At 40.1% G+C, this 15,437-nt stretch carries 15 protein-coding genes; 13 read left to right on the top strand and 2 right to left on the bottom strand.

What is annotated here, in order from left to right:
- The first annotated feature begins 9 nt into the window (after positions 1 to 9).
- The 8 genes from htpG to ACTQX6_RS05725 all read left to right on the top strand — a co-directional run bounded on the left by htpG (position 10) and on the right by ACTQX6_RS05725 (position 8,635).
- Positions 10 to 1,917, top strand: a complete 1,908-nt coding sequence (gene htpG, locus ACTQX6_RS05760) for a molecular chaperone HtpG (RefSeq protein WP_294689156.1) — start codon at positions 10 to 12, stop codon at positions 1,915 to 1,917.
- Between the two features lie 81 nt (positions 1,918 to 1,998).
- Positions 1,999 to 3,330 (top strand): MATE family efflux transporter, encoded by a 1,332-nt coding sequence (locus ACTQX6_RS05755; protein ID WP_229035688.1) that lies wholly within the window; start codon positions 1,999 to 2,001, stop codon positions 3,328 to 3,330.
- 54 nt (positions 3,331 to 3,384) lie between these two features.
- Positions 3,385 to 3,990, top strand: coding sequence for an HAD family hydrolase (locus tag ACTQX6_RS05750; RefSeq protein WP_181965534.1), 606 nt, complete (start codon positions 3,385 to 3,387; stop codon positions 3,988 to 3,990).
- Complete coding sequence (rlmD, locus tag ACTQX6_RS05745) at positions 3,980 to 5,122, top strand: 23S rRNA (uracil(1939)-C(5))-methyltransferase RlmD (RefSeq protein ID WP_195222692.1); 1,143 nt, start codon at positions 3,980 to 3,982, stop codon at positions 5,120 to 5,122. Before ACTQX6_RS05750 ends, rlmD begins: the two co-directional genes overlap by 11 nt.
- Before the next feature lie 4 nt (positions 5,123 to 5,126).
- Positions 5,127 to 6,026, top strand: coding sequence for a LysR family transcriptional regulator (locus ACTQX6_RS05740; protein ID WP_441657341.1), 900 nt, complete (start codon positions 5,127 to 5,129; stop codon positions 6,024 to 6,026).
- An 86-nt stretch (positions 6,027 to 6,112) separates the two neighbouring features.
- Positions 6,113 to 7,228, top strand: a complete 1,116-nt coding sequence (locus tag ACTQX6_RS05735) for a 5-methyltetrahydropteroyltriglutamate--homocysteine S-methyltransferase (RefSeq protein ID WP_294689160.1) — start codon at positions 6,113 to 6,115, stop codon at positions 7,226 to 7,228.
- Positions 7,229 to 7,303: 75 nt separating this feature from the next.
- Entirely contained in the window at positions 7,304 to 8,335 is a 1,032-nt protein-coding gene (locus ACTQX6_RS05730) for a YdcF family protein (RefSeq protein WP_195222688.1), read from the top strand.
- A 15-nt stretch (positions 8,336 to 8,350) separates the two neighbouring features.
- Positions 8,351 to 8,635, top strand: coding sequence for a DUF1905 domain-containing protein (locus tag ACTQX6_RS05725; protein WP_117445166.1), 285 nt, complete (start codon positions 8,351 to 8,353; stop codon positions 8,633 to 8,635).
- 33 nt (positions 8,636 to 8,668) lie between these two features.
- On the opposite strand, the gene ACTQX6_RS05720 is transcribed toward ACTQX6_RS05725, so the two are convergent.
- On the bottom strand, positions 8,669 to 10,186 hold the full coding sequence (locus ACTQX6_RS05720; RefSeq protein WP_117445167.1) for a 4Fe-4S dicluster domain-containing protein: 1,518 nt from the start codon (positions 10,184 to 10,186) through the stop codon (positions 8,669 to 8,671).
- 134 nt (positions 10,187 to 10,320) lie between these two features.
- Here ACTQX6_RS05720 and ACTQX6_RS05715 point away from each other — a divergent pair, with 134 nt between their 5' ends.
- From ACTQX6_RS05715 to ACTQX6_RS05695, 5 genes are all read left to right on the top strand, one after another.
- Positions 10,321 to 10,962, top strand: a complete 642-nt coding sequence (locus tag ACTQX6_RS05715; RefSeq protein ID WP_117445168.1) for an HAD family hydrolase — start codon at positions 10,321 to 10,323, stop codon at positions 10,960 to 10,962.
- The gene (locus tag ACTQX6_RS05710; RefSeq protein WP_294689163.1) at positions 10,949 to 11,839 is read left to right on the top strand and encodes an RluA family pseudouridine synthase; all 891 of its coding nucleotides are present in this window, start codon (positions 10,949 to 10,951) and stop codon (positions 11,837 to 11,839) included. The genes ACTQX6_RS05715 and ACTQX6_RS05710 overlap by 14 nt, the downstream gene beginning before the upstream one ends.
- Before the next feature lie 55 nt (positions 11,840 to 11,894).
- Positions 11,895 to 13,091, top strand: coding sequence for a cation:proton antiporter (locus ACTQX6_RS05705; protein ID WP_117445170.1), 1,197 nt, complete (start codon positions 11,895 to 11,897; stop codon positions 13,089 to 13,091).
- A 5-nt stretch (positions 13,092 to 13,096) separates the two neighbouring features.
- Positions 13,097 to 13,969 (top strand): peptidylprolyl isomerase, encoded by an 873-nt coding sequence (locus ACTQX6_RS05700; RefSeq protein WP_294689164.1) that lies wholly within the window; start codon positions 13,097 to 13,099, stop codon positions 13,967 to 13,969.
- 165 nt (positions 13,970 to 14,134) lie between these two features.
- The gene (locus tag ACTQX6_RS05695) at positions 14,135 to 14,581 is read left to right on the top strand and encodes a prepilin peptidase (RefSeq protein WP_441657707.1); all 447 of its coding nucleotides are present in this window, start codon (positions 14,135 to 14,137) and stop codon (positions 14,579 to 14,581) included.
- Here the strand turns inward: ACTQX6_RS05695 and ACTQX6_RS05690 are convergent.
- Entirely contained in the window at positions 14,559 to 15,419 is an 861-nt protein-coding gene (locus tag ACTQX6_RS05690) for an RluA family pseudouridine synthase (RefSeq protein WP_117445172.1), read from the bottom strand. The genes ACTQX6_RS05695 and ACTQX6_RS05690 overlap by 23 nt on opposite strands.
- Positions 15,420 to 15,437: the final 18 nt, after the last annotated feature.

The raw sequence follows: 15,437 nt of genomic DNA, 5'->3' as shown, positions 1-15,437 counted from the left end.
AGTGGTAATATGACCAGAAAAAAACAATTTAAAGCCGAATCAAAACGATTGTTGGATCTGATGATCAATTCGATTTATACGCACAAGGAAATCTTTTTACGTGAATTGATTTCCAATGCCAGTGATGCGATTGATAAATATTATTATGAACATGCAGGACATGTCAGTCCGGATCAGTTTGAGATTCGTTTGGAACCCAATAAAGAAGCACGTACGTTAACAATCATCGATAATGGGATCGGTATGAACAAAGAAGAACTGGAAGAAAATCTGGGTACGATCGCAAAAAGTGGTTCTTTAGCGTTCAAAGAACAGATGGATGATGAGTCAAAGAGTGATGTTGACATCATCGGACAGTTTGGTGTCGGATTCTATTCTGCTTTTATGGTGGCAAAGGATCTGGTTGTCATTTCGAAAAAGGAAGAGGAACCAGCCTGGCGCTGGGAAAGTGATGGCGAAAGTGGTTATACCATGGAAGAAGCCGAAAGAGATGGACATGGTACAACTATTATCCTTTCCTTAAAAGAAGATACGGAGGAAGAAAAATACTCCCAATATCTGGAAACATATGAATTAAAAGAACTGGTACGTAAATATTCGGACTATATTCGTTATCCGATCCATATGAATGTAGAAACTTCCAAAGTTAAAGAAGAAACCAAAGATTCCGATAAACCGGAATATGAAACTGTCATCGAGGATCAGACGTTGAATTCCATGGTGCCTTTATGGAAACGTCAAAAATCAAAGATTACCGAAGAAGAATACAATCAGTTCTATAAAGATCATTTCTTTGATTTTCAGGATCCACAGCGTGTAATTCATTTCAGCGTGGAAGGAAATGTCAGCTTTACCGCTTTATTATATATTCCAAGCCATGTACCGCAGGGATTCTACCAACAGGATTATAAAAAAGGCTTGCAGTTGTATTGTAAAGGCGTATTCATCATGGATCATGCCGAAGAACTGCTGCCGGACAGCCTTCGCTTTGTTAAGGGGTTAGTTGATTCACAAGATTTGTCCTTAAATATCTCTCGTGAAATGCTGCAGCACGATCATCAATTAAAGACAATCGCTTCTCGTATTGAGAAAAAGGTCTTAAGTGAACTGACGACAATGTTGACAAAAGAAAGAGAAGAATACGAAAAATTCTGGAAAGAATTTGGCATCAATCTAAAATTTGGTGTCTATAACAACTATGGTATGGATAAAGACAAGTTCCAGGATTTATTATTATTCTATTCTTCTAAAGAACAAAAGCTGGTTACGTTAAACGAATATGTAAATCGTATGAAGGAAGACCAGAAGGATATCTACTATGTATCCGGTAAGGATGTGGCCTTGATCGATAAGTTACCAATCGTTCAAACCTTGAAGAAGAAAGAGTTTGAGGTTTTATATCTGACCGATGAAGTTGATGAATTTGTCATGAATACATTGATGAACTATCGTGAAAAGACATTTAAGAATGCGACACAAGGGGATTTGGATCTAAATACCGAAGAAGAGAAAAAGGAACTGGAGAAGACAAAAGAAGATAATAAAGATCTTCTGGACTTCATGAAAGAAAGCTTGAAGGATAAGGTCAGTGAAGTAAAACTTTCCAATCGTTTAAGTGAGGATCCGGTTTGTTTAACAGCTGGAGAAGGACTGTCTTTTGAGATGGAAAAAGTATTTGCGAATATGCCGGGTGACAATCCAATGGGGCCGATGAAGGCAACGCGTATTTTGGAAATCAATCCATCGCATCCGATCTTCTCTACATTAAAAGAGCTGTATGCCAAAGATAAAGAAAAGGTCAAAGAAGTAGCGGATGTATTGTATGATCAAGCCTTGCTGATTGAGGGCTTTACCATCGAAGATCCAATTGCTTATTCACGTAAAATCTGTGAATTATTAGTAGATAGTCATAAGTAGGATGCAAAATCCTACTTTTATTATCGGAAATATTCTTGGCGTAGGAAGGATTTATGCTTATAATGGTCAAGGGGTCTTACTATGGCAGTTCTACAAAAGACAATGACAAAAGGTGTAATTTGGAAGCAGATGGTTCTTTTTGCGCTGCCGATCTTCTTTAGTAATTTATTTCAACAATTATATAATGCAGCGGATTCTTTGATCGTAGGAAACTATTTAGGCAGTGAAGCGCTGGCTGCGGTCAGTTCTTCCGGTAATTTGATTTTTATGATGATTGGCTTGTTTAACGGTATTGCGTTAGGAGCCGGTGTTGTGATTGCCCGCTATTTTGGAGCACAGAATTATGAAAGATTGAAGATTGCCATTCATACCGATATTGCCTTTGGATTTATCATGTCAGCCGTATTGATGGCTGCCGGTATTCTTTTAGCACCCTGGATCTTAGAATTGATGGGTACGCCTGATACGGTGATGCCAGAATCACTGAAGTATTTTCGTGTATATTTTGCCGGAGGGCTGGGTCTTGTTATGTACAATATTTTTGTCGGCATCCTGCAGGCTCTGGGAGATAGTAAACATCCTTTATATTATTTGATCATCTCCAGTCTGATTAATATCGTTCTAGATTATATTTTGATCGCCTGGTGTGGTATGGGTGTCGAAGCGGCCGCCTTCGCAACAATCCTTTCGCAGTTTGTCAGCGCATTTTTATGTATGCGTCTTTTTCATAACAGTAAGGAAAGTTATCGACTGGTTTTTCGCGATATTCGAATTGAAAAAGAGATGTTAATGGAAATCTTACGCAATGGAATTCCCAGTGGGATTCAAAATTCCATTACCGGAGTTGCCAATGTGGTGGTGCAATCCAATATCAATATATTTGGTGCCATGGCGATGGCCGGCTGTGGGGCTTATTCAAAGATCGAAGGCTTTGCCTTTTTACCGATCATCAGCTTCAATAATGCGATTACGACCTTTGTCGGACAAAATTTAGGTGCCCGTCAAAAGGAAAGGGCCAAAAAAGGAGCTGTTTTCGGAATCATATGCAGTGTGCTGTTAGCGGAATTGATCGGTATTGGAACCGTGATCTTTGCCAAACCATTGGTTATGTTGTTTGATCAAAATCCGGAAGTGATCGCCTTTGGCGTGGATCGCGCGCAGATTGCCGGTTTCTTTTTCTGCTTGTTGGCATTTACCCATGCGTTCTCGGCCTTGCAGCGCGGCGCCGGAAAGCCTATGATACCGATGATGGTCATGATTTTATGCTGGTGCGTTGCACGAGTTGTCTTTTTAAGTGTGACCGGTTCTCTTTTTTATGATATTCAATTTGTCTATTGGGTCTATCCTTTAACATGGGGATTGTCTTCTTTGTATTATCTCTATTATATGATTCGACATAGAAGTCTCTTTTGATTCGGTCCTATAGAAACATATTCTTTTTTATGACTTTTTGATATACTTATGACTATGATAAAAAATATTGTATTTGATGTAGGAAATGTTCTGGCAACGTTTCAGCCAAAAGAATTTTTAAATGACTTTTATAAAGATGTGAAAACAGCACAGGATCTCTATACGCTCTTTTTTGAAGAAAGATTGTGGCATGCATATGATCAAGGGCTATATTCCGCTGCTACATTAAAAAAAGCGGCCATTAAACGTATGCCTTGTTACAAAGAAGAGATTGAAAGGCTGATACCGACATGGGCACGTTATGTGAAACCTTTTGATCGCAGCATACAATTGATGAAACAGTTAAAAGAAGAAGGGTATAAGATCTATATTCTCTCCAATATACCGGAAGATTCGTATCAATATTTTATTGAGCATAACAATATATTTGCGGATGTGGATGGTGGTATTTACTCGTATCAGGATAGATTGATCAAACCGGATCCGGCCATTTTTCAGCTTTTATTGTCGCGGTATGATTTAAAGGCTCAGGAATGTCTTTTTATTGATGATAAAGAAGAAAATACACAGGCAGCCAGGCAGCTGGGGTTTCATGTCATAACCTTACGAAACCCCGAAGAAATCAAACAGAAAGTTAGGGAAAAGATTCATGAAGTGTAAAGTCAGTAAAATTTGTGGGGGATGCAACTTACTGCATCTGGATTATGAAAAACAGATACAGGAAAAAAAGAACAACGTGGAAGCCTTGTTAAAGAGAAATCGGTTAAAGCTTCAAATTGAGAATGTATATAAAGCCAATCGCATCAAAGGCTATCGTAATAAGATAATCGTTGGTTTTGCCAAATACAAAGGGAAAGTGGTATCTGGATTGTATGCACCACATTCCCATGCCGTAGTGGCTACAAAGAATTGTTTAATGCATCCAAGAAATGTGGATGCGATCATCGGACGTATCACCGAACTGGTAGATTCCATGAAGATCGAGTTGTATAACGAAAAAACCGGAACCGGGCTTCTGCGCCATGTTCTGATTCGTTATGCCAGCCAAACCAATCAGGTTATGATCGTCTTTGTGACAGCCAAAAGAGCTTTTCCTTCCCGGCGAAATCTGGTGAATGCCTTAGTGAGTGAATTTAAAGAAATCAAAACGATTCTTCAAAGCGTGAATCCGCGAAACACATCCGTGGTCTTAGAAAATGAAGCTTTTGTCTTATATGGTGATGGTACGATTACAGACAAGCTTTGCGGTTTAGATTTTACGATGGGCGCTAATACCTTTTATCAGGTTCATCATGACCAGTGTGAGTTATTGTATAAGGTGGCCAAAGAAAAGTTGCAGCTGCAGGGACAGGAAACGGTATTGGATACTTATTGTGGTATTGGTACGATCGGTTTAAGCCTGGCAGATTTTTGTAAAATGGTGACAGGGGTGGAAATCAATGCGGACTCGATTGGGTTTGCCAAAGAAAATGCTAAACAAAATCGCATAAAGAACGCGCGTTTTGTTTCTATGGATTCCACACGTTTTATGGAAGAAGCCAAAAAGCATCACACTCATTTTGATGTGATCGTATTAGATCCGCCTAGAGCTGGAACGACACCGACATTTATTGAGAATGCCTGTGCTTTGCATCCTAAAAAGATCTTATATATCTCCTGTGATCCACGAAGTCTGGTCCGTGACTTACATCTGTTCTTTCGCCAGGGCTATAAGGCAAAAACCATGGATCTGGTGGACATGTTTCCGAATACGACCAATGTAGAAAGTGTCGTATTGTTGACAAGAAGATAAGTACATGACGTTAACGCAGTTGAAATATATCGTAGAAGTGGCTCGCTCCCAAACCATCAGCAAGGCCGCAGAAAAGCTGTATATCTCGCAGCCTTCTTTGACCTCGGCCATTCGAGAACTGGAAAATGAGTTTCAGATCACGATCTTTCAGAGAACCAATAAAGGCGTGATCCTAACGAAAGAAGGTGAGGAGTTTTTAGGCTATGCCAGACAAGTTTTGATGCAGACGCATCTGATGGAAGAGCGCTATGCCCTAGCCATGCCGGTTCGTCATTCTTTTTGTGTTTCCACACAGCACTATTCCTTTGCGGTCGAAGCCTTTGTCGAGCTTTTGAAAACAGTAGGCGATACGTATGATTTCAGTATTCGAGAAACGCAGACGTATGAGATCATAGAGGATGTAGCACGCTTAAAGAGTGAAGTCGGTATTTTGTATCTGAATGCCTATAATGAAGCGGTTTTGAAAAAAGCCTTTAAAGAACATCATTTACAGTTTGAGCGTCTTTTTATCGCCAGACCGCATGTATTTGTCGGTATTCATAGCCCTTTGGCCAAAAAGAAACTTGTCACGCTGCAAGATTTAGAGGCCTATCCTCGATTATCGTATGAACAGGGAGAGCACAATGCGTTTTATTTTTCAGAAGAAATTTTAAGTACGCTGGAAAGTAAAAAGGATATTCGTGTCTGTGACAGAGCGACTCTCTTTAATCTTTTGATCGGCTTAAACGGTTATACAATCTGCAGCGGTGTAATCAATGAGCAGTTAAATGGAAAAGACATCATTGCGATTCCATTAGATGTTGAAGATTATATGGAAATTGGATTTATTCATCATAGTCAGGTCGTATATAGTCGCTTTACGAAACAATATATTGAAATTTTAAAGCAGTTTGCCATAGATTGATCCTATGGTAAACTGCTTCTTTTTTATATTGTACGAATTCATTTGAATCAATTAAGATTAGAGTCATAAATAAGGAGGATGACACGATGCGTCAATTATATGGTCCATTTCGATATGATTTTGTGGGAAGCTTTTTGCGACCGGAACGCTTAAAACAAGCCAGAGCCGATTTCAAGGCAAAAAAGATCGATGCTCAGGCATTAAAGCAGGTGGAGGATGAAGAAATTACGAAGCTGATCCAAAAACAGAAAGCTGCCGGTTATCATGCGATCACCGATGGGGAATTCAGAAGAAGCTATTGGCATTTGGATTTTATGTGGGGATTGAATGGAATCGAAGAAATTGAACTGGATCACGGGTATTTCTTTCATGGTGAGGAAACAACACCGGGTTCTATCAAGCTGGTTGGGAAAATTTCCGGTGAAAATCATCCGTTTGTCGAACATTATCGCTTTGTAAAACAATTAGAGGATGAAAATACAGTGGCCCGTCAGACCTTTCCGGCACCGGCACAGTTGTTGGCAGAATTGTTCAGAGAGGATAATGGAAAACAGACACTGGCCATTTATCCAGATATGGAAGAACTGATCCAGGATATTGCCAGGGCCTATCAAACGGTAATTCAGGAGTTGTATCAGGCCGGCTGTCGTAATATTCAGATGGATGACTGCACATGGGGTATGTTTTGCGATACCAAATATTGGAGTGCCCGTCAAAATGGAGAAGTTTCCTTGGAAGATGTGGCTTCACAATATTTACGCTTAAATAACTTAGCGTTAGAAAATCGACCGGATGATCTAGTTGTCACAACACATGTTTGCCGAGGAAATTATCATTCCACCTGGGCCAGCAGCGGAGGGTATGATCCGATTGCTTCTTTCTTATTTGCGAGAGAAAATGTAGATGCCTTCTATCTTGAATTTGATGACGAACGCTCCGGTGGCTTTGAACCACTACGTTTTGTACCGAAGGATAAAAAAGTGGTATTGGGACTGGTGACTACCAAAGCGGCTGCCTTAGAAAAGAAAGAGGCGATCATTGATCGCATTAAAGAAGCATCGCAGTATGTCGATCTGGAACGTTTATATTTAAGTCCACAGTGTGGTTTCGCATCCTGTGAAATCGGAAATAAGCTGGTAGATCAGGATCAATGGGATAAACTGGCACTGGTGAAAGAGATTGCCGAAGAGGTATGGGGATAAATGGCTTGATAGAGCCATTTTTTTATGATGAACAAATAGAATGACATTTTTGGTGAGCTATCGTAGAATAAAACTATGAATTATTTTGAAAATGTGTGGCATGCGGCGATTCCCGCTCTTTTCTTCTGGTTGATTTTTATCTATTCGATGCATCGCAATCGAAGTCGGTATCGGAATACATTTTTTTTGATGTTGGCTGGCTGCTCCAGCATCCCTTTTCTTTGTTCATTAGCCGGTAAGTATGCGGCAACCACTTTTATCATACTGTTACTTTTGATCATTCTTTTGATTTTGTTTGTTCCTGTCGGATTGATTTGGAATGGTATTTTGATGTGGAGAAGAGAAGGGCATTCTCTGGGAAATCTTTTATCACTGGCTTTTGGGATCATTATCGGGATTGGGGAAATCGCAACCTTCATATTTGTTTTACTGACGGGATCGCTAGTTGTAGATCAATGGACTGCCTTTCTTTCGCACCTGTCGCAGGGGCTGATCTTTATTTCCATGTCGGTCATCTATGTATCACTGGTTTTTGTTGCCTTCATGTTTTATTGCCTGTTTCTGCAAATCATTCCGCATAAAAGAGATTTTGATTATGTGATCATTCATGGAAGCGGACTCAAAAAAGATGGAACCGTCACTAAGTTGTTGAAAGATCGCTGTGACAAGGCCATTGAAGTCTATCGCAAGGATCCAACACCGCCGATACTGGTTCCTTCCGGCGGACAAGGTGCTGATGAAGTTTGTTCAGAAGCAATGGCTATAAAGAATTATCTTCTATCGCAGGGAATCCCTGAAGAGAAAATAAAAATGGAGGATCAATCGACAACAACCTGGGAAAATTTAAAGTTTTCCAAAATGCTGATTGAATCTTTTCCGGGGCGACATTATGTTGCCCTTGTTACGAGCAACTATCATGTGTACAGAGCTTTGCGCTATTGTTCAAAATTGAATTTTTCCTGTACGGGAATTGGATCCCGTGTTGCTTCGTACTATTGGCCCAGCGCTTTGATTCGTGAATTTGTGGCTATTCATCGCGAACCAAAACATCTGATTTTATTTCTTGTTGGCTATATGCTTGTGCTTGCACCCATGTTGATAAGATGAAAAGGAGAGTATACGATGAAAAAAGTTTATGAATTTGATGCGATTCTTCATGAAATCCCAAAAAAGGGTGGGGCTTACGTTATTTTTCCCTGGGATATCAGAGAAGAATTTGGAAAAGGTCGAATACGCGTTCATACGACATTTGACGGCATAGAATACGATGGAAGTATAGTGAATATGGGTTTAAAGGATGATCAAGGCAAGATTATCTATATTCTCGGGGTTTTAAAACGTATTCGAAATGTATTGAACAAAAAAGAAGGAGATATGCTCCACGTAAAAGTTTGGCCCGCCGTATAATAAAAACCGAGATCATTGATCTCGGTCTTCTTTTTATCCTTTTGTCAATTCTTCCAATCGATCACCGTATGGACTTTCATCACAGTTGACCAGTGTGTTTTCATTGGCATACTTCTTAACGGCAGCACTGGATTTTGCGATTGGCTGTAAAGTACCGGCCCCGGCAACACATCCTCCCGGACAAGCCATACCTTCTAACAGGTATCCATCCAATCGTCCGGCTTTTGCCATCATCAACATCGTCTTACAATTTTTCAAACCTTCAGCCGCCTGTACTTTAACTTCTACTTCCGGATGTTTCTTGTTGATCAAAGACTTAACGGCTTTGGCAACACCACCGCTCACGGCAAATTCACGTCCACGGTTCGTTCCTTTTAACAGTGGATCATTACCTTCGATTTCTTCCAGTTTTACCCCTTTGGCAACGAACATACCCATGACTTCTTCAAATGTCAGTACGAAATCTACATCACTTCGTACCGACTTACGGCTGGCTTCCAGTTTCTTGGCCGCACATGGACCAATAAATACAACTTTGCAGTCTGGATCGTCTTTTTTGATCATACGTGCAGTTAATACCATTGGTGTTAAAGCCATGGAAACATAAGAAGCATACTGTGGGAAAAGCTTTTTAGCCATAACAGACCAGGCAGGACAGCAGGAAGTGGCCATCCAAGGTTGTTTTTCCGGCACTTTATCCATGAAGTCTTCTGCTTCTTCGATCGTACAAAGGTCAGCACCGATGGCAACTTCGACAACATCGCTGAAGCCTAATTCTTTTAATGCTGCTGTCAATTTTTCCGGTGTTACACTTGGTCCAAACTGTCCGACAAAAGCAGGGGCAACGGCCGCAACGACACGGTGTCCTTCCTTCATCGCATAAATAGTTTGGAAGATCTGTCCTTTATCGACAATGGCACCAAATGGACAGTTCACTAAACACATACCGCAGCTGACACACTTATCATAGTCAATAACGGCTTTTCCATCTTCATCACTGTGAATCGCATCCATACCACAGCTGGCCGCACATGGGCGTTCAATCTTTGTGATAGCTTTGTAAGGACAAGCTTCCATACAACGTCCACACTTGATACATTTATCCTGATCAATCAAAGAACGTCCGTTTACGATATGGATCGCATCTTTTGGACAAACCTCTGTACACTGATGAGAAAGACATCCCTGACAGGCATTTGTGACAAATACTTTCTTTTCCGGACAAGCATTACATGCGAATTTGATGATGTTAACTAACGGATCATCATAATACTTTTTCGCAATCGCACTTTCTTCAATACCGTCCGATAAGGCTTTAAACTCCTTTGCATCTCGTGTAGGAAGACCCATACCTAAACGTAAACGTTCACCGATAATGGCTCTTTCCAGGAAAATACTGTTACGATAGGTTGCTTTATCACCTGGTAACAGTTCATATGGAATCTGTTCGATTCGTTTGGCAAGATCGTCACAGTCCTCATAGGCCATGCTGGCGATAGCCGCAAAGACCTTACGACGCAAATCTGTAACTGAGTTGTATATACCGCGCATAGTTCCTCCTTAATATACTTTTTTACCCATTTCATTATATCGGACAATGCCTTTAAAAAAAAGAAGAAATTGCTAACAAATTCACAATACTGTTCACTTTTTGTAAGCATGCTATAATCATTACGGTGATCAAAATGAAAAAAATTGTATGGGACTGGAACGGAACTTTGCTTGATGATATCGATTTGTGTTTGGAATGCATCAATACTTTATTAGTTCATCATGGTTTGTCCTGTCTACCGGATAAAGAAGCCTATCGCAAAGTATTTGGCTTTCCGATTGAAAACTATTATCGCGCAATTGGCTTTGACTTCACAAAAACTTCTTTTGAAACACTGGCTCACGAATATATGGAATACTATCAGGAAAAGAGCTATGACTGCGCATTGGTACAGGATGCTTATCAAGTATTAACACAGGCCAGATCTTTACAAATGGAACAAACAATTCTTTCAGCCAGTAAAAAAGATTATTTGTTGGCGCAGATTCAAAAAAACGATGTACAGGAAAGAGTAGATCGCATTTATGGAATCGAAGACATTTATGCACACAGTAAACTGGAACTGGCAAAAGCATATATGAAGACATGCCAGAAAGAAGATGAAGTTTGGTTTGTAGGTGATAGCTTGCATGATTATGAAGTGGCCAGTCAGGCCGGCGGTAAATGCCTGCTGGTGACGACCGGACACCAATCAAAAGATCGTTTACAGCAGGCAGGTGTGCCTGTGCTGGATTCATTAAAAGAGTGTTTAGAGGTCATTTATGCAGGAAATTAAGGTCGGGGTAAATGATGCCGGACAACGACTGGATCGCTTTCTTCAAAAACATTATATGACATTGACAAAATCTATGATGTATAAAGCCATTCGCAATAAGAAAATCAAGGTCAATCGTAAGCGCTGTACATATGATCAAAAGCTGCAGGAAGGGGATTCGATCCTTTTATTTCTTCCTTATGAATTTTTAGAAACTAGACAGAAGGCTTGTCCTGTGAATACCGGAAGTATTGATGTTGTCTATGAAGATGATGATATTGTGCTGGTCAACAAGCCGGCAGGCTTGCTTTCACAAAGTGATGAAAAAGGCTTGCAGGATACATTGGTTAATCGCATACAGTATTATTTATATCAGAAAAAGGAATATGATCCGCAAAGAGAGAACAGCTTTGCCCCGGCAATCTGTCATCGTTTGGATAAAAATACATCTGGTTTGATCCTGGCGGCAAAAAATGCCAGAGCACTGCGTTTGATGAATGATGCGATCGCTTGTCATAAAGTTCGCAAGGTATATTGTGCCAAGATTGAAGGAACGCCTTTATGGGATACAAAGGAAGTTCTCTGTTACATTAAAAAACAGGAGACTAAGGCGCTTGTTGCGGCAGAGGCAAAGCCGGGCTATAAAGAGGCTCACATGCATGTAAAGGTATTAAAAAGACAAAAAGAGTATTCCATCGTTCAGATTTTTTTGGAAACAGGAAGATTTCATCAAATTCGTGCCAGTATGGCATATTTAGGCTATCCGCTTTGTGGCGATACCAAATATGGCTATAAGGGAAGCCGAAAGAGTTATTCTTTATGTGCGTATCATTTAGAGATCGGCGATGTGGATTTACCGATCGCAAACAAAGATTTTACCATACCAATATCTTTCTAGCTTGAAGGAAAGAAAGGATAGGAGTATAATCCCTTCTATGTGAGGAGAAATAGATATGAGTGATTATCGTTATTTATTAGATATTGCCTTGATTTTATTAGGGACAAAGGCATTTGGTTTATTCACAAGAAAACTAAGGATGCCGGCTGTTGTCGGTGCTCTGCTTGCCGGTATCATTCTTGGGCCGGCCGTTTTAAACTGGGTTCAGCCAAGTAATTTGATTTCTTCTCTTTCTGAGATTGGAGTCATCGTTTTAATGTTTGGTGCCGGTTTGGAAACCAGTATTACCGATTTGAAAAAAGCCGGATTAAAGGCTTTGGTGATTGCCGTTTTAGGTGTATTGGTTCCTTTAGGTCTTGGATATTGGATTGCGACATTCTATAACGTGGGGCCGGAAGCCTGGATCGGTAACTTATTTTTAGGTGTTATTCTGACGGCTACTTCTGTAGGTATCACGGTTGAAACCTTGAAAGAAATGGGCGCTATGAAAACGACCAGCGGTAATGCAATCCTAGCTGCTGCCGTGATCGATGATGTGTTGGGTATCATTGCGCTTACGATCGTCTCCGGTTTAGCTGATAGTTCGGTAAACGTAGGCATTGTCTTATTGAAGATCGTTTTGTTTTTCATCTTTGCCGTTATCGTTGGTGTTTTACTACATAAAGTTTTTGCCTGGTGGTTTGATCATGACTCCCGTGGCGGACTGCAAAGATATTCCATCATCAGTTTTGCGTTTGCCTTGATTATGGCTTTTGTCTCCGAGGAGTTTTTTGGTGTTGCCGATATCACCGGTTCTTTTGTGGCAGGCTTGATCATATCAGGAACCAGCCAATGCGCCTATGTGACAAAAAGAATCGGAACACTTTCTTATTTGTTGATATCACCGGTATTCTTTGCCAGTATCGGTTTAAAGCTGGAACCATTTAATTTTTCGGGATCTGTATTGCTGCTTATCTTATTATTGTGTGTGATTGCTTTATTGAGTAAAGTTGTTGGATGTGGACTTGGCGCATTGCTTTGCCACTATTCAAAATCACAGGCGATACGAATTGGCTGTGGAATGGTATCGCGTGGTGAAGTTGCTTTGATTGTCGCCAATAAAGGAATGGCGTTGGGAATCTTTCCAAATTTCTTTGTGACACCGGTTTTATTGTGTGTGGTCTTTACTACGATCATTACACCGATTTTACTAAAGGTTGTTTATAAGAAAAAGCCAAATGATCCGGATTATCTGGTAACGAGTTCCAACTAAAGTACATGAAAACTAGAGTAAAGAGATTCATTTCCATATTTTTATGCAGTCTTCTCGTCGTTGGATGCCAATCCGCTACGATGAAGGAAAATCCGGCTGTGCATGTTTTAGACAATAAAGATACATTGGTCGAGCTAAAGAATATGCCCGATCCCGATGATGAAAGTCTGAGTTTAGGACAACAGTTGGACGCACCGGAAAAGGGTGAAGAAATTGCTATCATCCATACCAGCATGGGCGATATTTATGTGCGTTTTTTTCCGGAGGCTGCACCTAAAGCAGTTTATAATTTTAAAAAACTGGCTTTAGAAGGATACTATGACGGATTGACCTTTCATCGCATCATTTCTGATTTCATGATTCAGGGTGGTGATCCTAACGGAGATGGCAGTGGCGGCCAAAGCATCTGGAAGGAAGAATTTGAAGATGAATTCAGCAGCAGGCTTGTCAATATTACCGGTTCTCTGGCCATGGCCAATGCCGGCAGCAACACCAACGGAAGTCAGTTCTTTATCAATCAGGCTCCAGTCGTTGATCCATCTTACTGGCAAAGTATGCAAGCCAACTATGATCAGCTCAAGGATATGAGCGAAAAAGAGAAACAATCTGTATTGAATTATTATGGATACAGTTTTTTAAATATGGACAAGGTGGATGAGAAGTATAAAGAACTATACCAGACACAAGGTGGTAATCCTTCTTTGGATGGGGCTTATAATGCATTTGATCCACAACGAGGACATACAGTTTTCGGTCAGGTATTCAAGGGCATGGATGTGGTCCGGGCTATTTCTAAAGTGCAGACAAACAGTCAAGATCATCCATTAGAAAATATTGAGATTGAAAAAGTGGAAATTGCTGAATATAAAGGTGAATAAGTAAGAAATTGGTAAGAAGAAGCTTCTATACTAAAGGGTATGGAAGCTTTTTTTATTCTTATATGTACATATGCTACATCCATTTTTGAAGGACGAGTATTACAAAGAACAAAAAAAATCGAGTGGATTACTTTTGGACTGTGTTCTTTTATGTTTCTGCCTCTTTTGTCCCGAGATACATTCTGGTTATCACAGTGTTTCTTTACCTTTTTATTTTGTCTTTTTGAACAAGATAGACACACTTATTATATTAGCTGGCATTGGTCGATCGCATGTGTATGCATTGCCATTGGTTTTATCGGCACCTTTCAAAGTCTGCATTGGCAAGGAGCACTTTTATACAGTGTGCCTGCTTTGTTTTTACATCGAAGAAAACCAGAGTGGATTGGTATAGCCGATGTATATTTTTTAGGCTTTTTCGGTTCTCTTTTAGGGATGCATCGTATGATGATTGCGGTATTGATTTCTGTTCTTTTTGGTCTTTTATGGTCCGCTTTCAGGCAAAAGAAGATGATCGCCTACGTGTCCTGTTTATGTATCGGAGTCTGGATTTCTTATGTAAAGGGGTATTATCTGTGGGATATTTTATTCAGTCTTTTAAGCACATTCTAGGCTCATCCGGACATTCTATCTGAAGACATTGTTTCTGAAAAGGAAGCTTAAAAGAGAGTTTATGGCTTTGCAGTAACAATCCCTTTTGATCTTTACGTACTCCATATAAAGGATCGTTATAAATGGGAAATCCCAAAGAAGCCAGATGTACACGAATCTGATGCTTGCGCCCGGTCGTAATTTCAATAGTCAGTTTGGATGTATTTTTATTAGATTCTATCGCAGTGATTTTTGTCATGCTTGGTTTTCCGTTTTTTGAAATACGCATCTTTTGTGCCTGATGTCTGTCTTTTCCGATCGGCTTACAAATTTCATGGATAGAAGAAGGGAACTTTCCTTCGACGATGCACTGATACTCTTTTTTGATCTGATGCTGCTGCATCTGAAAATCAAAGTAAGGCTGAAAAAAAGGATGTTTACTAAACAGCAGAAGACCACTTGCCTCGTAGTCAATACGATGAATGGCCTGACAGGGATACATAGCTCCCTGCATCATTAAATGAGCATCAATTCTTGCCTGTAATGTATCTTGTGTATGTCCATCATCATGAACGAGCAAAAAAGGGAGCTTAAAAGCTACGATCACAAAACAGTCTTCATACAGGATCGTAACATCATCAAAGGATACCGGATGTATAAACTCTTTTGGCTTAAAAGAAATTGTATAACATTGTCCTTTATACAGAATGGGTTCTTTAAAGTCCGTGCATTGATTCCAGTGCTTCCTGGAAGCATGAAAAAGAGACTGCAGTTCGAAAAGCGTAAGCTCTTTTTTGGCAATAAACTGCAGTCGATTTTCATCACAGTGCAAAAGTTTAAAGGAAGAAAGCATATTCATAGATTATTTTAGGATTTA

Source organism: Faecalicoccus sp. LCP19S3_E2 (genome assembly GCF_052121255.1).
In the GTDB taxonomy this organism is placed as follows: Bacteria; Bacillota_I; Bacilli_A; order Erysipelotrichales; family Erysipelotrichaceae; genus Faecalicoccus.
Note: the sequence above shows the minus strand (reverse complement) of the source record. Positions and strands in the feature narration are given on the sequence as shown.

Excerpts from the sequence above, each read along its gene's own strand:
- htpG (WP_294689156.1), top strand. The coding sequence starts at position 10 with ATGACCAGAAAAAAACAATTTAAAGCCGAATCAAAACGATTGTTGGAT.
- ACTQX6_RS05755 (WP_229035688.1), top strand. The coding sequence starts at position 1,999 with ATGGCAGTTCTACAAAAGACAATGACAAAAGGTGTAATTTGGAAGCAG.
- ACTQX6_RS05750 (WP_181965534.1), top strand. The coding sequence starts at position 3,385 with ATGATAAAAAATATTGTATTTGATGTAGGAAATGTTCTGGCAACGTTT.
- rlmD (WP_195222692.1), top strand. The coding sequence starts at position 3,980 with ATGAAGTGTAAAGTCAGTAAAATTTGTGGGGGATGCAACTTACTGCAT.
- ACTQX6_RS05740 (WP_441657341.1), top strand. The coding sequence starts at position 5,127 with ATGACGTTAACGCAGTTGAAATATATCGTAGAAGTGGCTCGCTCCCAA.
- ACTQX6_RS05735 (WP_294689160.1), top strand. The coding sequence starts at position 6,113 with ATGCGTCAATTATATGGTCCATTTCGATATGATTTTGTGGGAAGCTTT.
- ACTQX6_RS05730 (WP_195222688.1), top strand. The coding sequence starts at position 7,304 with ATGAATTATTTTGAAAATGTGTGGCATGCGGCGATTCCCGCTCTTTTC.
- ACTQX6_RS05725 (WP_117445166.1), top strand. The coding sequence starts at position 8,351 with ATGAAAAAAGTTTATGAATTTGATGCGATTCTTCATGAAATCCCAAAA.
- ACTQX6_RS05720 (WP_117445167.1), bottom strand. The coding sequence starts at position 10,186 with ATGCGCGGTATATACAACTCAGTTACAGATTTGCGTCGTAAGGTCTTT.
- ACTQX6_RS05715 (WP_117445168.1), top strand. The coding sequence starts at position 10,321 with ATGAAAAAAATTGTATGGGACTGGAACGGAACTTTGCTTGATGATATC.
- ACTQX6_RS05710 (WP_294689163.1), top strand. The coding sequence starts at position 10,949 with ATGCAGGAAATTAAGGTCGGGGTAAATGATGCCGGACAACGACTGGAT.
- ACTQX6_RS05705 (WP_117445170.1), top strand. The coding sequence starts at position 11,895 with ATGAGTGATTATCGTTATTTATTAGATATTGCCTTGATTTTATTAGGG.
- ACTQX6_RS05700 (WP_294689164.1), top strand. The coding sequence starts at position 13,097 with ATGAAAACTAGAGTAAAGAGATTCATTTCCATATTTTTATGCAGTCTT.
- ACTQX6_RS05690 (WP_117445172.1), bottom strand. The coding sequence starts at position 15,419 with ATGAATATGCTTTCTTCCTTTAAACTTTTGCACTGTGATGAAAATCGA.